The following is a 21,697-nucleotide window of genomic DNA, read 5'->3' on the forward strand; positions in this document are numbered from 1 at the left end:
ATGCGCGATATCAAATCGATCAATATGCTCTCCGTGGTGATCCCGGTCTATAACGAGCAGGAGAGTTTGCCGGCGCTGCTGCAGCGCACCAGCGCCGCCTGCGACGCCATCAACCTTGAATATGAAATTCTGCTGGTGGATGACGGCAGCAGTGACCGCTCTGCCGAACTGATTGAACAGGCCGCCACCGTTCCCGGCAGCCGGATAACCGGCGTGCTGCTCAACCGCAACTACGGTCAGCACTCTGCCATCATGGCCGGGTTCAGCCAGGTCCGTGGCGATCTGATTATTACCCTTGATGCCGATCTGCAGAACCCGCCGGAAGAGATTCCGCGGCTGGTCGAGGCTGCACGTCAGGGGTATGACGTGGTGGGCACCGTCCGGCAGCAGCGCCAGGACACCTGGTTCCGTCGCAAGGCCTCGCGCACGCTCAACCACCTGATTCAGCGGGTCACCGGCAAAGCAATGGGGGATTATGGCTGCATGCTGCGCGCCTACCGCCGCCACATCGTCGAGGCGATGCTCAACTGCCACGAACGCAGCACCTTTATTCCGATTCTGGCCAACACCTTTGCCCGAAACACCATTGAGCTGCCGGTGCTCCACGCCGAACGGGCTTTTGGCGATTCGAAATACAGCTTTATGCGCCTGATCAACCTGATGTACGACCTGGTGACCTGCCTGACCACTACGCCGCTGCGACTGCTCAGCGTGGTCGGCAGCCTGATTGCGCTCTCCGGCTTTGCTTTCTCACTGGTGCTAATTGTACTGCGACTCTTCTTTGGTGCGGCCTGGGCGGGTGACGGCGTCTTCGTGTTGTTCGCCGTGCTGTTCATGTTTATCGGCGCCCAGTTTGTGGGTATGGGACTGCTCGGGGAGTACATCGGGCGCATTTATAACGACGTTCGCGCGCGTCCGCGCTATTTCGTTCAACGCATTGTTCAGGCTCCTGAAGAGCCTTCAGTACAGGATACTCAATCATGAAGACCGTTGTTTTCGCCTATCACGACATGGGCTGTGTCGGCATCAATGCCCTGCTGAATGCAGGCTATGAGATCACCGCCATTTTCACGCACAACGACGTGGCGACCGAAAATAACTTTTTCGGCTCGGTAGCCCGCCTGGCGGCAGAGCACGGTATTCCGGTTTATGCACCGGACGAGGCGAATCATCCGATCTGGCTTGACCGCATCCGTACCATGGCACCAGAGATGATCTTCTCCTTCTACTATCGCCATCTGCTGAGCGATGAGATCCTGCAATGCGCTCAGAAGGGGGCCTTTAACCTGCATGGCTCCCTGCTGCCTAAATACCGCGGCCGGGCACCGCTGAACTGGGCGCTGGTCAATGGCGAGCGCGAAACGGGCGTCACGCTGCATCGCATGGTGAAGCGCGCTGATGCCGGTAATATTCTGGCGCAGCAGAAAGTGACCATTGACGATCAGGACAATGCGCTGACGCTGCATCGCAAGCTGACCCTGGCCGCAGAGCAGGTGCTGAGCGACGTATTGCCTCGCCTGCGTCAGGGTGAAGTCAGTGAGTGGCCACAGGATGAGAGCCAGGCAACCCGCGTGGGCGGTCGCACGGCCGAAGATGGCCGCATTGACTGGAATCAGCCTGCTGCGACGATTCACAATCTGGTCAGAGCGGTCACCGATCCCTGGCCTGGCGCATTCGCCTTTGCCGGTTCGGTTAAGTTTATCGTCTGGAAGAGCCGGGTTCATCCGCAGCAGCAGCAGGCGAAACCGGGTACGGTCATCTCTAAACAGCCGTTCCTGATCGCCTGCGGCGAAGGCGCACTGGAAATCCAGACCGGACAGTCTGAGCATGGCGTTTACATGAACGGCAGTCAGCTGGCGCAGAGCCTGGGCATGGTGCCTGGCGCATTGCTCTATTCAAAGCCGCAGTCGGTGCTGCAGCGCCGTACCCGCGTGCTGATCCTGGGTGTTAACGGCTTTATCGGTAACCATCTCACCGAGCGGTTGCTACAGGATGAACTTTTCGAAGTCTACGGCCTGGATATCAGTTCAGACGCTATCAGCCGCTTCCTGGAGCATCCGCGCTTCCATTTTGTCGAAGGGGATATCGCGATCCACTCTGAATGGATTGAGTATCACATCAAAAAATGTGACGTCATCCTGCCGCTGGTGGCGATTGCGACGCCGATTGAGTACACCCGCAACCCACTGCGCGTGTTTGAACTCGATTTCGAAGAGAACCTGAAAATCATTCGCGACTGCGTGAAGTATCAGAAGCGCATCATTTTCCCGTCTACCTCTGAGGTCTACGGCATGTGTACCGATGCCAGCTTCGATGAGGATACCTCTAATCTGGTGGTCGGGCCGATCAACAAACAGCGCTGGATCTACTCCGTATCGAAACAGCTGCTGGACCGCGTGATCTGGGCATATGGTGAAAAAGAGGGGCTGCGTTTTACCCTGTTCCGTCCCTTCAACTGGATGGGACCGCGTCTGGATAACCTCAATGCGGCACGGATCGGCAGTTCCCGTGCAATTACCCAGCTGATCCTCAATCTGGTTGAAGGCTCGCCGATTAAGCTGATCGATGGCGGCAAACAGAAGCGCTGCTTTACCGATATTCAGGATGGCGTGGAAGCGCTGTTCCGCATTATCGAAAACAGGCAGCAGAATTGTGATGGTCAGATCATCAATATCGGTAACCCGGACAACGAAGCCAGCATTAAAGAGCTGGCCGAGCAGCTGCTGGAAAGCTTCGAACGCCATCCGCTGCGCAGCCAGTTCCCGCCGTTTGCCGGTTTCCGGGAAGTGGAGAGCAGCAGCTACTACGGCAAAGGCTATCAGGATGTGGAGCACCGCAAACCCGCTATCCGCAATGCGCGTCGTTTGCTGGGCTGGACACCGACCGTCACGATGGATGTCACTATCGACAACACGCTCGACTTCTTCCTGCGCACCGTCGAGCAACAGGCTGATAAGTGATGAAGAAGATCGGTCTGCGGATTGACGTAGATACCTGGCGCGGCACGAAGCAGGGGGTGCCGGCTCTGCTTGAGCTGTTCCGGCGTCATGCGGTGCGGGGCAGCTTTTTCTTCAGCGTGGGGCCGGACAACATGGGCCGCCATCTCTGGCGGCTGGTGAAACCGGCGTTTCTTATGAAGATGCTGCGTTCCCGCGCCACATCGCTCTATGGCTGGGACATCCTGCTCGCCGGCACGGCCTGGCCGGGGAAGCAGATGGGACGCGGCCTGCGGCAAATCATGCAGGACGCCACACGCCAGCATGAGGTCGGCCTGCACGCCTGGGATCACTTTGCCTGGCAGACCTGGGCGGGCGTCTGGCCGCAGGACAAGCTGGTAGAACAGATAGCCCGCGGCACCGAAACGCTGAGTGAAATCCTCGGTCACCCGGTCAGCTGCTCGGCCGTTGCAGGCTGGCGCGCCGATGGCCGGGTGATCGCCGCCAAGCAGGACTTCGGCTTTCACTACAACAGCGACTGTCGCGGTAGCGGCCCGTTCCGGCCCCTGCTGCCTGATGGGCAGATCGGCACGGTACAGATTCCGGTGACGCTGCCCACATGGGATGAAGTGGTTGGCCGCGAGGTCAGCGCAGAAGGGTATAACGACTACATTCTGGCGAAGATGCTCGCGTCTGATGAGGGCGCGGTTTACACCATACATGCCGAAGTCGAGGGGATCATCGGCTACCCGGACTTTGACCGGCTGCTGGATGCTGCTGAACGTAACGGCATTCAGTTCTGTCCGTTAGGCGAGTTGCTGCCCGACGATCTCAGCACGTTACCGGTGGGCAGGGTCGTCAGAGGCGAAATCCCCGGACGGGAAGGGTGGCTGGGTTGCCAGCAACTGACTGAAGAGGCGAACTAGTGCGGATACGTAACAACACGAAGTGGGTGCTTTTTTTCAGCTTCTTTATTCTCTATTACCTTATCCCGCCAGTGTTCCGCGATCTCTGGCAACCGGATGAGACCCGCTATGCGGAGATCAGCCGGGAGATGCTGGCGACCGGTAACTGGATCACACCGCACTTCTTTGGCCTGCGCTATTTTGAAAAACCAATTGCGGGTTACTGGATTAACTCGCTGGGTCAGTGGCTGTTTGGCCACAACAATTTTGGCGTGCGGGCGGGTTCGATATTCTCCACGGCGATCACCGCTGCGCTGATCTTCTGGCTTGGCCGCCGGCTGTTTGGTTCGGCGCGCACCGCCGCGGTCGGCACCCTGATTTTCCTCAGTTCGCTGCTGGTCTATGGCGTGGGCACCTATGCGGTGCTCGATCCTATGCTGATGCTCTGGCTGGCGGCGGCGATGTGCAGCTTCTGGCTGGCAACAGAGGCTACCGGACGAACTGGCCGTGTGGGCGGTTATCTGCTGCTGGGTCTCGCCTGCGGCATGGGATTTATGACCAAAGGCTTTCTGGCACTGGCGGTTCCGGTGCTGACGATTCTGCCGTGGGCGATCTGGCGCAAGAGACTTCCGGAGCTGCTCTGCTTCGGGCCGCTGGCGGTACTTTCAGCCGCAGCGATCAGCGCGCCCTGGGCGCTGGCGATCTATCATCAGGCTCCCGATTTCTGGCACTACTTCTTCTGGATTGAGCATATCCAGCGCTTTGCGGAAGAGAATGCACAGCACAAGGCGCCTTTCTGGTATTACCTGCCGGTTCTGCTGCTGGGCACACTGCCGTGGCTGGCACTGTTACCGGGCGCGCTAATGACCGGCTGGCGCGAGCGTCAGCAGCATCCCGGTGCGCTCTATCTGCTGAGCTGGACGGTTATGCCGCTGTTGTTTTTCAGCCTGGCAAAGGGCAAGCTGCCGACCTATATCCTGCCCTGTTTTGTGCCGCTGTCGCTGCTGATGGCGCACTATGGGCTGAACGCCGCGCAGCGGGCAGGGCGCGCATTAACCGTTAATGGCTGGCTTAACCTGATTTTCGGCATTCTTACCCTGGCAACGGTGCTGCTGGTGCTGGCGCCCTGGAGCGTGACGCATCATCCGTTGTTCGCCACGCACGAGATGCTGAAGCTGGCGCTGGGGGCACTGGCGTTTCTCATCTGGGGGCTGGTGGGCGCATACAGCTGCCGATCTTCACAGCGCCGCTGGCTGGCGGCCGCGCTTTGCCCGCTGGGCGTCGCACTGCTTATTGGCGCTGCTATCCCGGACAAAATCCGCGACGCTAAACAGCCGCAGCACTTTGTTGCCACGATCAGCGCGCGTCTGGCCTCCAGCCGCTTTATCCTGGCGGACAATCCCGGCGTGGCTTCTGCCGTCGCCTGGCATCTTCAGCGCAGCGATATTGGCTTCTACGACACCAAAGGCGAGCTGGAATATGGGCTGAGCTACCCGGATGCGCAGTCCCGTTTTGTCTCTCAGGCCGACTTCGGCAACTGGCTTGCCGACCATCGCCGTACCGGAAGCGTGTCGCTGCTGTTGCTGGTCGACTCGGTGCACAGCGATATCGGGGAGGATGTGCCCGTGCCCGATGCGGTCTATCGTCAGGGCAGGCTGGTCTGCCTTTACTACGGTCAGATGAAGTAATGCTGCTGCTGATTGTGCTGGTGAGTCTGCTCAGCTGCAGCGCGCAGCTGTGCCAGAAACAGGCGACCCACGCGACTTCACGCCGGATTCGCCTGAGCTGGATTGGGGTGAGCGTGCTGCTGTTAGGCGTTGCGATGCTCCTCTGGCTGCTGGTACTGCAGCGGGTGCCGGTGAGTCAGGCCTATCCCATGCTGAGCCTGAACTTCATTTTCGTTGCGCTGGCCGGCCGTATCCTCTGGCGTGAGCGGTTAACGCTGCGCCAGATTGCCGGCACGCTGCTGGTGGTGACGGGTGTGGCGCTGATGGCGAGCCAGCTATGAAAGGATACGGATGGGTCGCATGCAGCGTGCTGCTGGTCTCAGCAGCACAGCTGATGATGCGCTGGGCAATGCCGCGGCTGCCCGATGCCAGCAGCCTGACGTCGCTGCCAGCTGTTGCCATACTGCCCGCCTTGCTGCTGCTGGCCGGGCTGGGCGCGTATGGTGTCTCGATGCTTTGCTGGATACGGGCGCTGCACTATTTTCCGCTGAACCGGGTCTATCCGCTGCTCAGCCTGAGTTACGTGCTGGTCTGGCTGGTGGCGGTCTGCGTGCCGGTATTTCATGAGGCGTTCAGCTGGCATAGTCTGGCGGGCGTGGCGATTATTGTTATCGGGCTACTGTGCATCGTGGTTAAGACCTGAATAACATAGTTAGCGTTTCCGCATCATAAATCCTGTTTATTACCCTTTTCGGATAGAAATTAATGCTGCCACGATAGCCATATTAGCGTTTTAGTGTTAAAAATCCTTTTTGTTATCGTTTTCGGGCAAAGGATAAAGGGTTCACTATGCTGGTCGGCTTCAGCGCTCTGCGCGAACGTTATGCTATCAGACTGGCGCAGCCATTACGCGTTAAGTCAGCTATCGGAACGGTACGCTCTCATCATGAGAGTCAGGGGCAGGTGGAAAATCATTATCCACCTGGCTATCAGCCGGAAGATGACTTTGCCGGTCACTTTGCCTTTGGTCTTAAATACGAAGAGATTCACCTGGAATTTTTTGCCCGCCTGTTTACCGCTGTCGGCCCGGAGCCTCTGGAGGCGTGGTGCCGTCAGGAGCCGTTCGGACAGTATGCGCGACGGGCTGGATTTTTCTATGAATGGCTGACCGGCAACACGCTGCAGGTACCGGATGTCACCAATGGAGGCTATATTGAGGCCATTTCATCCAAAGCCTGTCTCACCCGAACGACAGTAAAGCGCGTCAGACGCTGGCGCATCAATGATAACCTGCCAGGATCGGTGGATTTCTGCCCGCTGGTGCGCAGAAACGCGGCCGTTGAGCAGGCGCTTACGTTCGATCTCCATGATGCCTTAAACGATCTGGATAACGCCTTTGGCGCAGACATCCTGATGCGCACTGCCAGCTGGCTGACATTTAAAGAGTCGCGCGCAAGTTTTCTGATTGAGAAAGAGTCGGATCAGGGCGACCGCATTCAGCGTTTTGCTCACGTTATTGCGCAGTATTGCGGACAGCTTGACGATCCGCTCAGTGATAGCAGCCTGCATACCATACAGCAGGGCATTCTTGGCCAGGACGCACTGGGACTAGGCCTGCGCCGCTCGCCCGTGTTTGTCGGGCAGTCGACAATGCGTGAAGATATCGTCCACTATATTGCGCCACACTATGATGATGTTCCCCGCTTCATGCAGGGCCTGAAAGCCTTTGACCTGGCGACGCGGGATGCCGCGCCACTGGCCCGTGCCGCGGTTATTGCGTTTGGCTTCGTCTATATCCACCCCATGCGCGATGGCAATGGCCGCATCCATCGATTTTTAATCAATGACACGCTGATTCGTGACGGCGCGATACCGGATGGAGTTATCCTGCCGGTCTCAGCCACCATCACCAGTTCGATGGATTTTCGGGTCGGTTACGATCGCACGCTGGACGTGTTCTCGAAACGGCTGATGCGGCGCTATGCGGGCTGCTATCGGTTTGGCGAACTGAAGACCTATGAAGATGGCACGCTGAGCAACTTCAGTTTCAGCGACTATGAGGATGCCCGGTTCGCCTGGCGCTATCCCGACTTAACCGAGCATGTGCTTTATACCTGCAAAGTTATAGAGCACACCGTCCGAAAAGAGATGGCTGATGAAGCGCGCGTACTGGTGATATTTCAGCGTGCACAGCAGCGCCTGAAGGAAGTCATTGAAATGCCCGATCAGGATGCGAGTCGCATTATTCGTTCGCTAAAGGAAAATGGCTGGCAAATTTCCGGCAAGCTTAAAAAAACGTTCCCGTTGCTGGACGATGCGACACTGTCCGGGCGCATCGTGGAAGCGGTCAGATCGGCATTTGAGACCCAGGCAGACTGACTGCCTGAGTCTCACCGGCAATCACTGCGCACTATGCTCAGCAGAGCGGCTTAAGCTGTGCGGCCAGCGCCTCGATATCGCTGACGATCAAATCAGGTGCAGGTGCCAGCGGATAAGGTAGCTGTCCCTGACGGCTGACAAAGGCAGTTTTCATGCCTGCCTGTTTTGCTCCGCCAACATCCCAGCCATGCGCGGCCACCATCATGCACTCTGCGGCGGGCTTGCCCATCTCTTTCATTGCCCACTGATAGACTCTGAGATCGGGCTTATAAATCTGAACCTGTTCCACGCTAAGGATGCGGGTGAACAGCGGTGCCAGCCCGGCTGAGTTGAGCTGTTTTTCTGCCAGCGCGGCAGAGGAGTTGGTCAGCGCAACCAGCGTAAAACCCTGCTGCTTCAGGGCAGCCAGTCCTGCGGCAACGTCCGGATGGGCGGGCATGGCGGCGATAATGTCAGCCAGCGGCGTCGCGTCAGCTGGCAGAGTGACGCCGTAACGCGCAGCGGTCATCTTCAGTACCGCTTCGGCAATATCACCAAAGCTGTGCCAGCTGCCGGTCACTGACTCGACCAGTGAATGGTGCAACAGCGAGGTAAACCAGGCCTCGGCGCGCTCTGGCCTGTTGCCAAGCCGCTGCGCGACAGCCTGGTTCAGTTCGGTGGTGGACAAAAGGGTTTCATTGACATCGAAAAACAGGGTGCCGCTACAGGGTTTGGGGTTGCTAATGTTGATCATTGGGGCCTCCGGTAGACCTGACGAGTGTGATTTTGAGGCGTTTGGGCGCTGATTGAAGGTAGGACATTGAGTGAGATTGCTCAAGGTGTAGAGGCAGCGATAGGGTTGAAGGTAGATTAGCAAAGCCAGATGTAATTCAAGCCTGAAAATAGAGCGCATAATACTAATTATGTTAAATTAAGTGCACGGACGCGCACCTTATGTTGCGCGATGCAGTCACCTGCACATCAATGATGCTATTGCTTGCAGCTTATTACTATAATCATGCATGTTTTGAAATTTAGAGGTTTAGAATTTGTCACGGGGTTTTGTTGGCACACACAGAACAACATTATCCTTAAGCTTGAGTTCAGCAAGTGTAGGAACTCAGTTAAGAAAAAGCCGCTGATTATGACTTGCGCGACACCCTGTAGCTTCGGCAAGGTTATGTCATACGATATAAAGCCCCAAACCACAGACAGGCGGTGTTAGTTATCCCTGTTATTACAACCTGAATGTGGCTTATGCACTATGGCTCACGATTCAGGGTTTAAGGATAACCTTTGTCCAGCCATTATCACGATCGTCAAAATGCTTATAGCCTTCAGGAGCGTCTGCCAGTGCAAGACGGTGCGAGATGATCTGCGACGGATTGGCTCTGCCCTGATGGATAAGCCTGGCGAGCTGGCGGTTGTAGGCTTTCACATTACACTGGCCGGTCTTCATCGACTGTCCTTTAAACCAGAACGTACCAAAATCGAACGGCACTTTTCCCTCTTTAGCCAGCTCAGTTGCTCCACCAGGATCCTGAGGAACAAAAACACCTACCGTACCAATGCCGCCCGTGGCTTTGGTGGATGCAACAAGGCTGTTCAGCGTGGCGGAGTTATCTTCATGGCCATGTTTATTGCAGCACTGATAACCCACGCACTCACAACCGCAATCCGTGCCGCGCCCATCGGTAAGTTCGAGGATTTTATTTACCGCGTCATCACCCACGCCATTGATCGCCACTGCGCCAAGCTGTTCGGCTAACGCCAGTCTGTCCGGATGAGTATCGACCACAAAGACCTGTGATGCGCCTTTAATCATGGCCGAGTGCGCAGCCATTAAGCCGACCGGGCCAGCGCCGTAAATGGCAACACTCTCGCCAGGGCGCAAGCCTGCCAGTTCAGTGGCATGCCAGCCGGTGGGGAAGATATCAGAAAGCAGAACGTAATCTTCCTCTTTTTCTACCGCATCCGGCGGCAGTATCAGGCAGTTAAAGTCAGCAAAAGGAACACGAAGTAACTCCGCCTGTCCACCCTCCCATTCGCCCATCTCCGCAAAGCCATAGGCGGCACCTGCCGTACCCGGGTTGGCTGTCAGACAGTAACCGGTTAACCCTTTCTCGCAATTTTCACAGAAGCCGCAGCCAACGTTAAAGGGCAGACAGACATAATCACCGACTTTAACGCGCTCCACAGCGCTGCCAGCCTCAATAACCTGTCCCAGGTTCTCATGGCCGAAGATGCGACCCTGCTCGAAGCTGGTTCGCCCTTCGTACATATGTAAGTCAGAACCGCAGATATTGGTGGTGGTGATACGAACAATGACATCGGTGGGACGAACGATCTTCGGATCCGGCACGTCTTTGACTGAAACGTCAAAAGGTCCGTTATAGACAACTGCTTTCATAGTGTTCACCTCTCATGCATGATCAGTTTTGAGGGTAGTGACTGCGTGATGCATTGCTGTCACCACCCTCTTCGTGATGCTGCTTTTTCAGTCAAATGGCGCGACTGAAGGTGTAAGTGTAGAACAGCTTATGGCGCCGCCCGGTGAAATAAATATGGTGTAACTCTTTGAAATATCGGCGCCGCTTCGCTAGAGTCCGGTTTTCTCCCTGCCGGCCAGGCCAGCCTCCGCCGTCCTGCCACACGCTTTTACCTGCGCTGAAGCGCGCAAAGTTTTTTGAGTTCGCTTAACTGTTTTTTATCCATCAGTGAGGCGGCCACTCTTACGGCTATGCCATCCAGCTCCGCAGTCGTTGCCTGCTGAGGCCGGAATATCAGTGAGGAACGGATGCGTAGATGTGAGTATTGAAGAGAGAGTATCAACCCGTAAAGTCTGTTAAATCAGTGTCATATCTGTATCACTCATCCTCTTTAACAAAATGCTGTCTGTTAACCCTTCTGTTGCATTGCATGCAACACATGTTATGATGTTCCACATCAGGCAACACTGGGATACACGGATGATCAAAACCTGGCTACACAAGGGGCTTGAAGAGTTTTACACCACCGGCTCAACCAGAAAAATTAATGCAGCCCATGAAAAACGGTTACGTACTCGCTTAAGAGTTATCGACCTTGCTGAAAATATTGAGGATATGAACCTCAGCGGCTACAGACTGCATCCACTTAAAGGTGACAGACAAGGTATCTGGTCGATCACGGTTACAGGGAACTGGCGCATTACTTTTGAGTTTAAAGATGGGGATGCCTGGATTCTGAATTATGAGGATTATCACTGATGAAAATGCATAACCCCCCGCACGCTGGTGAAGTTATTTCCGATATCATGGAAGACCTCGGTATCGGGATCAGGGAACTGGCTCGTGCTTTGGCAATTGCACCTTCGACTGTTTCCAGAATGGTTTCCGGAACTACTGCTGTCACCCCAGAAATGGCCATCAGATTATCTGCTGTGATCGGCAGTACGCCTGAAATGTGGCTACGCATACAGGCGGCCTATGACCTTGATCGCGCAGCAAAAAAAGTGGATTTAAGCGTGCTGAATAGCCGCTATAAGCCCGATCAGTTGCGGAGCACAAACTAAGCGGATGCTCCCGTCTTTTCTACTGCATCCGCCCGCCTTTCCTTTATTTCTTATCCTGCGACCAGGTTGCGCTGCGAATATCGACTTTCACCGGCAACAGACCAATCCGGTTAAAGGTATCTGCCAGCGCCTGCTGCTGGGTGAAGACTTCTGGCGTCATCCGCTCTGCGCCAAACGGCATCCTTGCCAGCGCGCGCTGCCAGATCGGCTGCGGAAGGCCGGTTGAGGTGGACATGATTTTTGCTGCTTCTTCCTGATTTTGATTAGCCCACTGACTCAGTGAACCCAGCTCATCTACCACCTCAGTGGCGATATGTGGATAAGTCTCTGCGAACTTACGACTGGCAAGATAGAAGGTGTAGTGTGGCACCAGCCCTTCGGCATTTTTAAGCAGCCGCGCGTGGGCATTAGTTTCCACTTCGGCGTAATAGGGATCCCAGATGACCCAGGCATCCACCGCGCCGCGCTGGAAAGCGGCGCGCGCATCAGCAGGGGGCAGATAGACCGGCGTAATGTCTTTATAGGTCAGCCCGGCCTGCTCCAGCGCGGTGACCAGCAGATAGTTAACGTCAGAGCCTTTGTTCAGCGCCACACGCTTGCCTTTAAGATCCGCCACACTTTTAATCGGGGAGTCAGCGGGCACCACAATCGCTTCGGTTTTAGGGTTAGCAGGCGAGTGTCCCAGATAAACCAGATCGGCCTGTGCGGCCTGGGCAAATGTCGGTGGCGCGTCGCCGGTAGCGGCCAGATCGATACTGCCGATGTTTAAGCCCTCCAGCATCTGCGGTCCGGCCGGGAACTCAATCCAGTGCACCGCAATACCCTGCTTCTTAAACTCCTGATCCAAGGTGCCGCGGTACTTCAGCAGCGCAAAGATATTGGCTTTCTGAAAACCGATGTTCACTGTCTCGGGTTTCTCTGCTGCCTGGGTGTTGAACGCGAAACCCGCCTGGGCGGCAATAATCAAAGTGCTGAGTAAAACTTTTTTCATCTCTCATTCCTGAGTCTGGTTGTTGTCTGCGCAACATAACAAACGCAGGTTGAAGCGCTTAGCGATGAAATGTTCGATGCTTAGCTAAAAAAACGCTATGGATGCCAGACCGACTCGCGTACGCGAATGGCGCGACTGAATAAACCCAGCGCATAGAAGCGGTCCGCGATGGTCTGCTGTTCCCGGATGATGGCCAGGTTCATTCTCTGGGTCTGATGGCTGCGTCGGGCTAAGGCGTGCATCAGTGAGGTGGCAGAGATGCCGAGTTCCGTTGAGAGCAGCCCGGCAGCTTCAGCACGATGCGCATCGATGTAGCGGCCGGTCTGCTCCAGCGCACTAAGCAGAACATGTAACAGATCGCCAGAGTGCGTCGCAAATCCGCGCTCAGCCAGGTAAAACTGATGGTTATTGACCCGGCCTGTGCCATCCGCAATCACCCTGAACTCTCCGCTGTTCTCAGCATCACTGAGTAACGGATCCCACATCATCCAGGCATCCACCGCGTTGAGGTCGCTGGGCGTCAGCGGATATTTAGGCGGGGCATAGACAATGCGCACATCATCCAGCGCTAAACCCGCCTCATCCAGAATCTGCAACAACAGATAGTGAACGTTGGAGCCGCGATTCACGGCAATACGTTTGCCTCTGAGATCGCCAATCTGCTTAACCGGGCTGCTGTTAGGCACCAGCAGCGCCACGCTTTGCGGGGCGGCAGGTTCCCAGGCGACATAGACCATGGGACTGTTGCTGGCCTGCGCAAACAAGGGGGGAACTTCACCGGTGGTCCCGAAATCGATCTCCTTATTGCTCAGCGCATGCAGAAGCTGGGGACCCGCAGGAAATTCACTCCACATGACGCTGACACCCTGCCCGGCCAGCTGCTGCTCCAGCGACTGGCGGGCTTTCAGAATGCCAAGGTTGCCAAATTTCTGATAACCAATACGCAGTTCCCGCTCCCGCTCAGGCTGCTGACCGGGAGCAGCATCGCGCTGACGCACTGAACCGCGGCGCGGTTTAATCACCCCCAGATGTCCCAGCTGTGTGCGCAATGTATGTCGGCTAATCCCAAGCAGCGCGGCCGCCTGTAACTGATTACCCTGCGTGAGCTCCAGCGCATTTTTCACCAGCGCAGCAATGACCCGGGGATAGAGCGGCGAGTCACTCTGCTGCATCTGCTGGCGTAAAAACTGATCCAATGCCTCCTCTCCCTGCGGCAGATCGCTCCCCACAAGTGGGCTCAGCCGCAGCTGCTGTGGCGTGACCAGTGAGGTTTTGCTGAGCAGCACGGCGTTGTGCAGCGTGTTCTCCAGTTCACGGATGTTGCCCGGCCAGCTGTAGTTCATCAACACCGTTGTGGCTTCATCACTGAGGCGCAGCTGAGGACGACCAAGACGGCGCGCATAGAGCTGCAGGAAGTGACTGGCCAGTACCGGAATATCTTCGCAGCGCTGGCGCAGCGGCGGCAGTGTGACGCTGGCCACATTCAGCCGGTAGTAGAGGTCTTCCCGGAATCGCCGTTCACGGATAGCCACCGCCAGATCCCGGTTGGTCGCGGCAATGACTCGCACATTCACTTTTACCGGCCTGGACGATCCGACGCGGGTAATTTCACGCTCCTGCAGCACGCGTAGCAGCTTCACCTGCAGCGACGGGCTTAGCTCACCAATCTCATCCAGCAGTAGCGTGCCGCCCTCTGCCGCCTCAAACCAGCCACGATGCCTGTCCTGTGCGCCGGTAAAGGCACCCTTCTCATGACCAAACAGCTCCGACTCCGCCAGGCTCTCGGTAAGTGCGCCGCAGTTAACCGCCAGAAAAGGCTGCCGGCTGCGGGCGCTGTGGTGATGCAGATAGCGCGCCATCACCTCTTTGCCGGTGCCGGTTTCACCGATGATCAGTACCGTCGCATCGGTGGGCGCGAGCTGATCCAGCACGCTTTTAAAGGCGCGCGATGCGGGGTCAATTAACTCAGGGCTGGATATCTGCATCTCATTTACCGGGTGAACGGGAAAACCATGACCATACCGCGCCGCTGACGCCGAAACGAGAGGCGGAACGAGTCAGATTGTTGCCAATGCAGCAGGATGCAACTATGCCTGTTGCGAATGCAGCAGATTAGCGCCTGCCATCAAAACGATAAATTATTGAATTTTATTAATAAAAATATTTTATCGCACTGGCACGCATCCTGCTAGAGGCTATATAACCAAAGGGATTAACCCTATGTGATAAATTTTAATATCGTTATAAAGGAATCTGCTAATGAGTCATGCGACACAGGAAAACCTCAACCTCTTCTGGTTTCTGCCTACTCACGGCGACGGGCGCTATCTGGGTACCACCGAAGGCGGCAGAGCAGTCGATTTACCCTATTTACAGCAGGTTGCGCTGGCGGCAGATAATCTGGGCTACTACGGTGTGTTAATCCCGACCGGTAAAAGCTGCGAGGATTCATGGCTGGTCGCCTCGGCACTGGCACCGATCACTAAAAAGCTGCGCTATTTAGTGGCCGTGCGTCCCGGCCTGCAACCGCCCAGCCTGGCGGCGCGGATGGCGGCGACGCTGGACCGTCTCTCCGGCGGCCGGTTGCTGATCAACGTGGTCACGGGTGGTGATCCGGTAGAGAACAAAGGTGATGGCATCTTCCTGAGTCATCAAGAGCGCTATCAGGTGACTAAAGAATTTCTTGAGGTTTACTCCCGTCTGCTGAAAGGCGAGAAGGTAGACTTTGAAGGCGAACATATTCGTGTGGAAGGCGCCGAGATCCTCTTCCCGCCGGTGCAGGAAGATGGTCCGCCACTCTATTTCGGTGGATCATCTGAGGCCGCTATCAACGTTGCGGCGAATCAGATCGACACCTATCTGACGTGGGGCGAGCCGGTTGAACAGGTCGCGGAGAAGCTGGCGGTGGTTCGGCAGCGGGCGCAGGAGAATGGCCGTACGCTCTCTTATGGCATCCGCTTACATGTCATTGTACGTGAAACGGAAGAGGAAGCCTGGGCGGCCGCCGATCGACTGATTTCTCATCTGGATGAAGAGACTATCGCTGCCGCGCAGAAAATCTTTGCCCGCATGGACTCCGCCGGTCAGGCGCGGATGAGTGCTCTGCATCAGGGGTCGCGGGAGAGCCTGCGTATTGGCCCCAATCTCTGGGCAGGCGTCGGCCTGGTGCGCGGCGGTGCAGGAACAGCGCTGGTCGGCAATCCGCAGCAGGTTGCCGATCGCATCCGGGAGTATCAGGCACTGGGCATTGAGAACTTTATCTTCTCCGGCTATCCGCATCTTGAAGAGGCACACCGCTTTGCAGAGCTGGTAATGCCGCTGTTGCCGCTGGCCGCCAACGCCGAAAAGAAACAGCGCAGCGTCAATACAGGCCCGTTTGGTGAAACCATCGGCGGCGACCGTCGCCCGGCTAAACAGGCCAGCGCCAGCTAGTCAGTTAACAGAAAAAGGCTCGCTTATGTCACAACAGCAGATTGTCATTATCGGCGGCGGGTTCACCGGCACTGCGCTGGCGATCCATCTGGCCCGCGCTGGCCAGGCGGGGTTGCAGGTGACGGTGATTGAACCTCGCGCACAGCTTGCGCAAGGTGTGGCATACGGCACCACCGATCCGGCCCACCGCATTAATGTGCCGGCCGGCAGAATGCAGCTTGCCGGTGATGAAGAGGGTGTTTTCGATCGCGACTATCGCGCCTCTGCCGGCTTCAGGGCCGACCCGGAAGCGCTGTGGCATGACGGCAACGTCTACCCGCAGCGCGGTGAGTTTGGTCGCTGGGTCAATGCGCAGTTTGTTCATCAGCAGCAGCACTCACCGGTGAAACTGAGTCATCTGCGTGACAGTGCGGTTGCCTGTAAGAATGGCGTGGTGACCACGGCCTCCGGGCAGCAGATTCATGCCGATCAGGTAGTGCTGGCGATCAGCCATCCCCCGCCGGATCTGCCTGCTCTGCTGAGGCCGCTTCAGGGCTATCCGGGGTTGATTGCTAATCCCTGGCAGCGCGATGCACTGGCGCAGGTCGCCCCTGATGATCGGGTCGCGATTATCGGTTCTGGCCTGACGATGTCCGATGTGGTGGCGTCGCTGCATCGCCAGCAGCACCGTGGAAAGATTACCGTTTTCTCTCGTCGTGGCCAGCTGCCGCGTGCCAACCTGAGTGGCAGTTTTGAGAACTACACGCTGGATTACGGTCAGCCGCAATCCGCCACCGCGCGCGGCTGGCTACATCGGGTGCGTCAGGAAGTTAAACAGGCGGCGGCGCTGAATCTGCCCTGGCAGCTGGTGCTGGATGATATTCGTCGTAACGGTCAGCGCATCTGGCAGAGCCTCTCGCTGCACGAACAGCAACGCTTTCTGCATCATCTGCGCCCCTGGTGGGATGTTCACCGCTACCGGATTGCGCCACAGGTGAGCCAGGTTCTCAGCCAGCAGCAGGCCAGCGGTCAGCTGACTCTGCTGGCGGCGCGCCTTATCGCCGCCGAATCAGATGGCGCAACGCTCCGGCTGACGCTGCGCCTGCGTGGCGCGCAATCGCACAAGCTGGAGGTGGATAAAGTCATTGTCACCACCGGCCCTGCACACAACGCGCTGCTTAACAGCAATGCGCTGCTGCGTCAGCTCCATGGCGATGGCGTTATCCAGCCTGACCCGCTGGCGCTGGGGATCAAGGTTAATGCGCTGTCTCAGACGCTGAATGTGAACGATGAAGCGAATCCCGGACTGTATGTCGCCGGGCCTGCCGCACGGGGTCGCTTTGGCGAGCTGATGGGATTACCGCAGGTGGCGGAACATGCTGAGTCTGTTGCACGGCAACTGTTGAATGCCCCATCGCTGCCTGTCAGCGAGCGATGTCCCGGCTCACTCACCTACTGAATCTTCCTTCGAAAACACACATTAAAAGGTGGGCGGCAAGCGATTGCCGCATCCGCTCAGGAGTCGCTATGTCATCGCAACGTGAAATTCGCCTGAATGCTTTCGATATGAACTGTGTTGGTCATCAGTCACCCGGCTTGTGGGCGCATCCCCGCGACCGCTCATGGCAGTATAAAGATCTGGCGTACTGGACCGATTTAGCGCGCCTGCTGGAGCGCGGTAAGTTTGACGGGCTGTTTATTGCTGACGTGCTGGGTGTCTATGACGTGCTCAACGGTAATAACCATGCCGCCATCCGTCAGGCTACACAGGTGCCGGTAAACGATCCGCTGGCGTTAATTACGCCGATGGCCATGGTGACGGAACACCTGGGCTTTGGCCTGACCGCCTCGCTGTCGTTTGAACACCCCTACCCGTTTGCGCGGCGGATCTCGACCCTGGATCATCTGACCAAAGGCCGTATTGGCTGGAATATTGTCACCTCCTACCTGGAAAGTGGTGCGCGCAATATTGGCCAGCAGACCCAGACCGACCATGATGCGCGCTACGACTACGCCGATGAGTATCTGCAGGTCATCTATAAGCTGCTGGAGGGAAGCTGGGAAGATGGCGCAGTCCTGCGTGACCGCGAACGCCATATCTTCAGCGATCCGAACAAGATCCATCCGATTAACCATCAGGGGACATTTTTCCAGGTGCCGGGCATTCACCTTTGCGAGCCATCACCGCAGCGCACGCCGGTGCTATATCAGGCCGGTGCCTCCAGCCGCGGTAAAGCCTTTGCGGCGGAACATGCTGAATGCGTGTTCGTGGCAGCACCCTCAAAAGTACTGCTGAAGAAAACTGTGGCGGATATTCGCCGCAGGGCCGCTGAGGCGGGACGCGACCCGCGTTCCATACTGGTCTTCAATCTGCAGACGGTGATAGTGGGTGAAACTGACCTGGCGGCACAGGCCAGATGGCAGGAGTACAAAAGCTATGTCAGTTACGAAGGCGCGCTGGCGCTCATCTCGGGCTGGACAGGTATTGATTTCGGGCAGTATCAGCCGGATCAGGTCCTGAAGCATTTGCATACCAACGCGATTCAGTCGGCGGTTGAGACCTTCTCCACCGCCGATCCTAATCGTCAGTGGACGGTGCAGGGTCTGGCTGACTGGGTGGGCATTGGCGGTTTTGGCCCGTTGCTGGTGGGCAGCGCCGAAACCGTAGCGGATGAACTGCAGAGCTGGGTTGAAGAGACCGACGTTGACGGGTTTAACCTCGCCTACGCCGTGACGCATGAAACCTTCACTGACGTGGTGGAACTGCTGGTGCCGGAACTGCAAAAGCGCGGCGTTTACAAGCAGGACTACCAGCCAGGTACGCTGCGTGAAAAATTGTTCGGACAGGGACCGCGGCTGGCGTTGCCACATCCGGGTACGGGTTATCGCCGCCACGCTGACACAGGAACTCGGGTAAATAGCGCTGAAATATCAGGATGAAGTCTGCCGGTTAATAGTCTCAGTCATCGCTTAACAGATTTATTAACGGCTGAAACAACGCGCCGATTTCAGGCCAGGAAAAGAGAAATGCTTTAATTTGTACCGGATGAATCCTGCTATTCATCCGGCTTCTTTCGTGGCCGTTTTTTAATTATTAACTTATTGAATATACTGAAATAGTTATCGTTATTTGTTGGTTGTTTACTGAGCCGGGAATGCCTATAAAAACCTCGTTACCTGCTGAATATAATAACGAGGATATGATGAGTACATTAGAGATTGACAACACCCTGACCGCCCCGCCGCCCCACTCCACGCCGGTTCGTTCGGTAAGTGACGTAGCCCGGCTAATCAACAGTAATACCGAGAAAAACAGCTACGCCCGCTGGATTGTGTTCCTGGCGCTGGGCGGTGTATTTCTTGATGCCTACGATCTCACCACGCTCTCCTATGGTATTGACGATGTGGTGAAAGAGTTTGGCTTAACCCCGGTGCTGACCGGACTGGTCACCTCTTCAATTATGATCGGCACCATCGTCGGCAATCTGGTCGGTGGCTGGCTCACCGACAAATATGGCCGCTACTCGGTGTTTATGGCGGACATGCTGTTCTTCGTGGTCTCTGCGATAGCTGCCGGTCTGGCGCCCAACGTCTGGGTATTGATTGGCGCGCGTTTTCTGATGGGGGTCGGGGTCGGGATCGATCTGCCGGTTGCCATGGCCTACCTGGCGGAGTTCTCTAAATTTTCCGGCAAAGGCAATAAAGCGTCGCGCCTCGCGGCCTGGTGCCCGATGTGGTATGCCGCGTCATCTGCCTGCTTCTTTATTATTTTTGCGCTCTATTTCCTATTGCCAGCTGAACACATCGACTGGTTATGGCGCGCCTCGCTGCTGTTTGGCACGGTACCGGCTCTGCTCATTATTGCGGTGCGCAGCAAGTTCATGAATGAGTCACCGCTGTGGGCCGCCAATCAGGGAGACCTGAGCGGTGCAGTTCGTATCCTGCGCGACTCGTACGGCATTATTGCGCATGAAGAGCAGCCCGAAAAAAACGAAACCGTGAAAGCGGCCCCGAAAGTCAGTTTCCGCGTGCTGTTTCAGAAGCCTTACCTCGAACGCACGATCGTCAGCGCAGTGATGAATGTCTGTATCGCATTTGAGTACACCGCCATTGCTTTCTTCCTGCCCTCAATCCTGGCGCAGTTCCTGGGCGCGGGCGTGTTTGAAACCATCTCCGCCTCACTGGGGCTGAACGCGCTGTTCGCCTTTACCGGCGGCCTGCTGGGGATGCGACTGGCATGGAAATTCCCTTCCAGGCATGTGGCGATTGCGGGTTTTGCCCTGCAGTTTATCGCGCTGATCTCGCTGGCGTTGATCGGTCATCCACAGGCCACTGCTGGCGTGGTGTTTGCCGTGCTGATGCTGGGACTCTGGCTGTTTGCCGAAGGGTTCGGTCCCGGCGCGCAGTTGATGATCTATCCGGCGCTCTCTTATCCGACCCACATTCGCGCAACCGGTGTTGGCTTCAGTCGCTCGCTCTCTGGCATTGGCAGTGCACTGGCGCTATTTATCCTGCCCATTCTGCAGGCCCGTTATGGCACCAACATGTTCTGGATCGTCTCTCTCGCCGCCCTTATTCCGATTATTTTCCTGTTGATTATCCGGTTTGAACCGACCCGACAGGACATTGATGAACAACCTGCAACAGGAGAAGATCATGTCTGAATTAACCCGTACTGAATTTGCCGCGCTGACCGAACAGTTCCGGCCACTCTTTAACCGCATTGCTGAAGGGGCCGCCGCGCGTGAAATCAACCGCACTCTGCTGCATGAGCCGATCCGCTGGCTGAAAGAGGCGCGGTTTGGCACCCTGCGTATCCCCAAAGAAGAAGGCGGCTTCGGCGTCTCGCTGCCGCAGCTCTTTTCCCTGCTGACCGCGCTGGCCGAAGCGGATTCGAATCTGCCGCAGGCACTGCGCGCGCACTTTGCCTTTATCGAAGATCGTCTGAACCAGCCGGAGAGTGAGGATCGGCGGCGCTGGTTCCGCTGTTTTGTGGATGGCGAGCTGGTGGGCAGTGGCTGGAGTGAAATCGGGGCGGTTAAGCTGGGTGAGGTCAACACCCAGGTCTCACCCGATGCGGGAGAATGGCGGATCAGCGGTGAGAAGTTTTACAGCACCGGCACGCTCTATGCGGACTGGATTGATGTCTATGCGCAGCGCACGGACAACGGCCGCGACGTCATTGCGCTGGTGAACACGCATCAGAATGAGGTGGAACGTGATGACGACTGGGATGGTTTCGGGCAGCGGCTGACCGGCAGTGGCACCACACGCTTTCATCATGCCCGTGTGGAGCAGCCACACGTTTATGATTTCAGTGAACGCTTTCGCTATCAGACGGCGTTTTATCAGCATGTGTTATTAGCCACGCTGGCGGGTATAGGCCGGGCCGTAGTGCGCGATGCGTCACAGGGGGTTGCGCAGCGTAAACGGATTTACAGCCACGGCAATGCGCCTCAGGTTAAGCAGGATGTGCAGGTGCTGCAGGTGGTCGGTCAGATCAGCAGCTGGACCTGGGCCGCTGAAGCCGCCGTTGATCGGGCGACTCACTCACTGCAACGGGCATTTGAACTGCAACTGAGCGGTGCCAATGAAGCAGATCTTCACGCGGCGAACGTTCAGGCAGAGGTGGAATCCGCCCGGGCGCAGGTGGTCGCGGTGGAGTTAGTGACCCGAGCCGCCACGGAGTTCTTTAATGCGCTGGGCGCGTCAGATACCCGCGTCAGCAAGGCGCTGGATCGGCACTGGCGCAACGCGCGGACCGTGTCATCGCATAACCCGGTGATCTACAAAATCCGCAATGTGGGTGACTGGGAGGTAAACGGCAACGATCCGACGTTTATCTGGCAGATCGGTAACGGCGAAGCGTCATAAAA

18 protein-coding genes are annotated in these 21,697 nt (G+C 56.7%); 14 read left to right on the forward strand and 4 right to left on the reverse strand.

The window, feature by feature from the left end:
• From arnC to AC6I8C_RS21675, 7 genes are all read left to right on the forward strand, one after another.
• Entirely contained in the window at nucleotides 1-984 is a 984-nt protein-coding gene (gene arnC / locus AC6I8C_RS21645) for an undecaprenyl-phosphate 4-deoxy-4-formamido-L-arabinose transferase (protein WP_497823833.1), read from the forward strand.
• Nucleotides 981-2,960, forward strand: coding sequence for a bifunctional UDP-4-amino-4-deoxy-L-arabinose formyltransferase/UDP-glucuronic acid oxidase ArnA (gene arnA, locus AC6I8C_RS21650; protein WP_497823834.1), 1,980 nt, complete (start codon nucleotides 981-983; stop codon nucleotides 2,958-2,960). The genes arnC and arnA overlap by 4 nt, the downstream gene beginning before the upstream one ends.
• Complete coding sequence (gene arnD / locus AC6I8C_RS21655; protein WP_497823835.1) at nucleotides 2,960-3,862, forward strand: 4-deoxy-4-formamido-L-arabinose-phosphoundecaprenol deformylase; 903 nt, start codon at nucleotides 2,960-2,962, stop codon at nucleotides 3,860-3,862. Before arnA ends, arnD begins: the two co-directional genes overlap by 1 nt.
• Nucleotides 3,862-5,529 carry a lipid IV(A) 4-amino-4-deoxy-L-arabinosyltransferase gene (gene arnT / locus AC6I8C_RS21660; protein WP_497823836.1) on the forward strand — a complete coding sequence of 556 codons (1,668 nt, stop codon included), beginning with the start codon at nucleotides 3,862-3,864 and terminating at the stop codon, nucleotides 5,527-5,529. Before arnD ends, arnT begins: the two co-directional genes overlap by 1 nt.
• A complete protein-coding gene (gene arnE, locus AC6I8C_RS21665) occupies nucleotides 5,529-5,849 on the forward strand; it encodes a 4-amino-4-deoxy-L-arabinose-phosphoundecaprenol flippase subunit ArnE (RefSeq protein ID WP_497823837.1) in 321 nt (106 codons plus the stop codon). Before arnT ends, arnE begins: the two co-directional genes overlap by 1 nt.
• Entirely contained in the window at nucleotides 5,846-6,211 is a 366-nt protein-coding gene (arnF, locus tag AC6I8C_RS21670; protein ID WP_497823838.1) for a 4-amino-4-deoxy-L-arabinose-phosphoundecaprenol flippase subunit ArnF, read from the forward strand. Before arnE ends, arnF begins: the two co-directional genes overlap by 4 nt.
• Nucleotides 6,212-6,357: 146 nt before the next feature.
• Nucleotides 6,358-7,887, forward strand: a complete 1,530-nt coding sequence (locus AC6I8C_RS21675; RefSeq protein WP_497823839.1) for a Fic family protein — start codon at nucleotides 6,358-6,360, stop codon at nucleotides 7,885-7,887.
• 37 nt (nucleotides 7,888-7,924) lie between these two features.
• Here the strand turns inward: AC6I8C_RS21675 and AC6I8C_RS21680 are convergent, their stop codons facing one another.
• Nucleotides 7,925-8,620, reverse strand: coding sequence for a haloacid dehalogenase type II (locus AC6I8C_RS21680; protein WP_497823840.1), 696 nt, complete (start codon nucleotides 8,618-8,620; stop codon nucleotides 7,925-7,927).
• Nucleotides 8,621-9,142: 522 nt separating this feature from the next.
• The gene (locus AC6I8C_RS21685; RefSeq protein ID WP_497823841.1) at nucleotides 9,143-10,276 is read right to left on the reverse strand and encodes a glutathione-independent formaldehyde dehydrogenase; all 1,134 of its coding nucleotides are present in this window, start codon (nucleotides 10,274-10,276) and stop codon (nucleotides 9,143-9,145) included.
• Nucleotides 10,277-10,835: 559 nt separating this feature from the next.
• Between AC6I8C_RS21685 and AC6I8C_RS21690 the strand changes: the two genes are divergently transcribed.
• Nucleotides 10,836-11,114, forward strand: coding sequence for a type II toxin-antitoxin system RelE/ParE family toxin (locus AC6I8C_RS21690; protein ID WP_061060937.1), 279 nt, complete (start codon nucleotides 10,836-10,838; stop codon nucleotides 11,112-11,114).
• Complete coding sequence (locus AC6I8C_RS21695; protein WP_061060936.1) at nucleotides 11,114-11,419, forward strand: HigA family addiction module antitoxin; 306 nt, start codon at nucleotides 11,114-11,116, stop codon at nucleotides 11,417-11,419. Before AC6I8C_RS21690 ends, AC6I8C_RS21695 begins: the two co-directional genes overlap by 1 nt.
• 43 nt (nucleotides 11,420-11,462) lie before the next feature.
• On the opposite strand, the gene AC6I8C_RS21700 is transcribed toward AC6I8C_RS21695, so the two are convergent.
• Both AC6I8C_RS21700 and AC6I8C_RS21705 read right to left on the reverse strand, forming a co-directional pair.
• Nucleotides 11,463-12,410, reverse strand: coding sequence for a sulfonate ABC transporter substrate-binding protein (locus AC6I8C_RS21700; protein ID WP_497823842.1), 948 nt, complete (start codon nucleotides 12,408-12,410; stop codon nucleotides 11,463-11,465).
• Nucleotides 12,411-12,505: 95 nt separating this feature from the next.
• Entirely contained in the window at nucleotides 12,506-14,395 is a 1,890-nt protein-coding gene (locus tag AC6I8C_RS21705) for a sigma-54-dependent Fis family transcriptional regulator (RefSeq protein WP_497823843.1), read from the reverse strand.
• Nucleotides 14,396-14,669: 274 nt separating this feature from the next.
• Here AC6I8C_RS21705 and ssuD point away from each other — a divergent pair, with 274 nt between their 5' ends.
• From ssuD to AC6I8C_RS21730, 5 genes are all read left to right on the forward strand, one after another.
• Nucleotides 14,670-15,842, forward strand: a complete 1,173-nt coding sequence (gene ssuD, locus AC6I8C_RS21710) for an FMNH2-dependent alkanesulfonate monooxygenase (RefSeq protein ID WP_497823844.1) — start codon at nucleotides 14,670-14,672, stop codon at nucleotides 15,840-15,842.
• 25 nt (nucleotides 15,843-15,867) lie between these two features.
• On the forward strand, nucleotides 15,868-17,280 hold the full coding sequence (locus AC6I8C_RS21715) for an FAD/NAD(P)-binding protein (protein WP_497823845.1): 1,413 nt from the start codon (nucleotides 15,868-15,870) through the stop codon (nucleotides 17,278-17,280).
• Between the two features lie 68 nt (nucleotides 17,281-17,348).
• Nucleotides 17,349-18,761 carry an LLM class flavin-dependent oxidoreductase gene (locus AC6I8C_RS21720; protein ID WP_497823846.1) on the forward strand — a complete coding sequence of 471 codons (1,413 nt, stop codon included), beginning with the start codon at nucleotides 17,349-17,351 and terminating at the stop codon, nucleotides 18,759-18,761.
• A gap of 263 nt (nucleotides 18,762-19,024) precedes the next feature.
• Nucleotides 19,025-20,485 carry an MFS transporter gene (locus AC6I8C_RS21725; protein ID WP_497823883.1) on the forward strand — a complete coding sequence of 487 codons (1,461 nt, stop codon included), beginning with the start codon at nucleotides 19,025-19,027 and terminating at the stop codon, nucleotides 20,483-20,485.
• Nucleotides 20,478-21,695, forward strand: coding sequence for an acyl-CoA dehydrogenase family protein (locus AC6I8C_RS21730; protein ID WP_497823847.1), 1,218 nt, complete (start codon nucleotides 20,478-20,480; stop codon nucleotides 21,693-21,695). The genes AC6I8C_RS21725 and AC6I8C_RS21730 overlap by 8 nt, the downstream gene beginning before the upstream one ends.
• Nucleotides 21,696-21,697 lie beyond the last annotated feature (2 nt).

The organism is Pantoea sp. X-Soil-YNGN-844, from assembly GCF_059730595.1.

What these genes read in the sequence shown, in the direction of transcription:
- AC6I8C_RS21700 (WP_497823842.1), bottom strand. Translation starts at nt 12,410, where the DNA reads ATGAAAAAAGTTTTACTCAGCACTTTGATTATTGCCGCCCAGGCGGGT.
- AC6I8C_RS21690 (WP_061060937.1), top strand. Translation starts at nt 10,836, where the DNA reads ATGATCAAAACCTGGCTACACAAGGGGCTTGAAGAGTTTTACACCACC.
- AC6I8C_RS21720 (WP_497823846.1), top strand. Translation starts at nt 17,349, where the DNA reads ATGTCATCGCAACGTGAAATTCGCCTGAATGCTTTCGATATGAACTGT.
- AC6I8C_RS21715 (WP_497823845.1), top strand. Translation starts at nt 15,868, where the DNA reads ATGTCACAACAGCAGATTGTCATTATCGGCGGCGGGTTCACCGGCACT.
- AC6I8C_RS21725 (WP_497823883.1), top strand. Translation starts at nt 19,025, where the DNA reads ATGAGTACATTAGAGATTGACAACACCCTGACCGCCCCGCCGCCCCAC.
- arnD (WP_497823835.1), top strand. Translation starts at nt 2,960, where the DNA reads ATGAAGAAGATCGGTCTGCGGATTGACGTAGATACCTGGCGCGGCACG.
- AC6I8C_RS21675 (WP_497823839.1), top strand. Translation starts at nt 6,358, where the DNA reads ATGCTGGTCGGCTTCAGCGCTCTGCGCGAACGTTATGCTATCAGACTG.
- arnE (WP_497823837.1), top strand. Translation starts at nt 5,529, where the DNA reads ATGCTGCTGCTGATTGTGCTGGTGAGTCTGCTCAGCTGCAGCGCGCAG.
- AC6I8C_RS21730 (WP_497823847.1), top strand. Translation starts at nt 20,478, where the DNA reads ATGTCTGAATTAACCCGTACTGAATTTGCCGCGCTGACCGAACAGTTC.
- AC6I8C_RS21680 (WP_497823840.1), bottom strand. Translation starts at nt 8,620, where the DNA reads ATGATCAACATTAGCAACCCCAAACCCTGTAGCGGCACCCTGTTTTTC.
- arnF (WP_497823838.1), top strand. Translation starts at nt 5,846, where the DNA reads ATGAAAGGATACGGATGGGTCGCATGCAGCGTGCTGCTGGTCTCAGCA.
- arnA (WP_497823834.1), top strand. Translation starts at nt 981, where the DNA reads ATGAAGACCGTTGTTTTCGCCTATCACGACATGGGCTGTGTCGGCATC.
- ssuD (WP_497823844.1), top strand. Translation starts at nt 14,670, where the DNA reads ATGAGTCATGCGACACAGGAAAACCTCAACCTCTTCTGGTTTCTGCCT.
- arnC (WP_497823833.1), top strand. Translation starts at nt 1, where the DNA reads ATGCGCGATATCAAATCGATCAATATGCTCTCCGTGGTGATCCCGGTC.
- AC6I8C_RS21705 (WP_497823843.1), bottom strand. Translation starts at nt 14,395, where the DNA reads ATGCAGATATCCAGCCCTGAGTTAATTGACCCCGCATCGCGCGCCTTT.
- AC6I8C_RS21685 (WP_497823841.1), bottom strand. Translation starts at nt 10,276, where the DNA reads ATGAAAGCAGTTGTCTATAACGGACCTTTTGACGTTTCAGTCAAAGAC.
- AC6I8C_RS21695 (WP_061060936.1), top strand. Translation starts at nt 11,114, where the DNA reads ATGAAAATGCATAACCCCCCGCACGCTGGTGAAGTTATTTCCGATATC.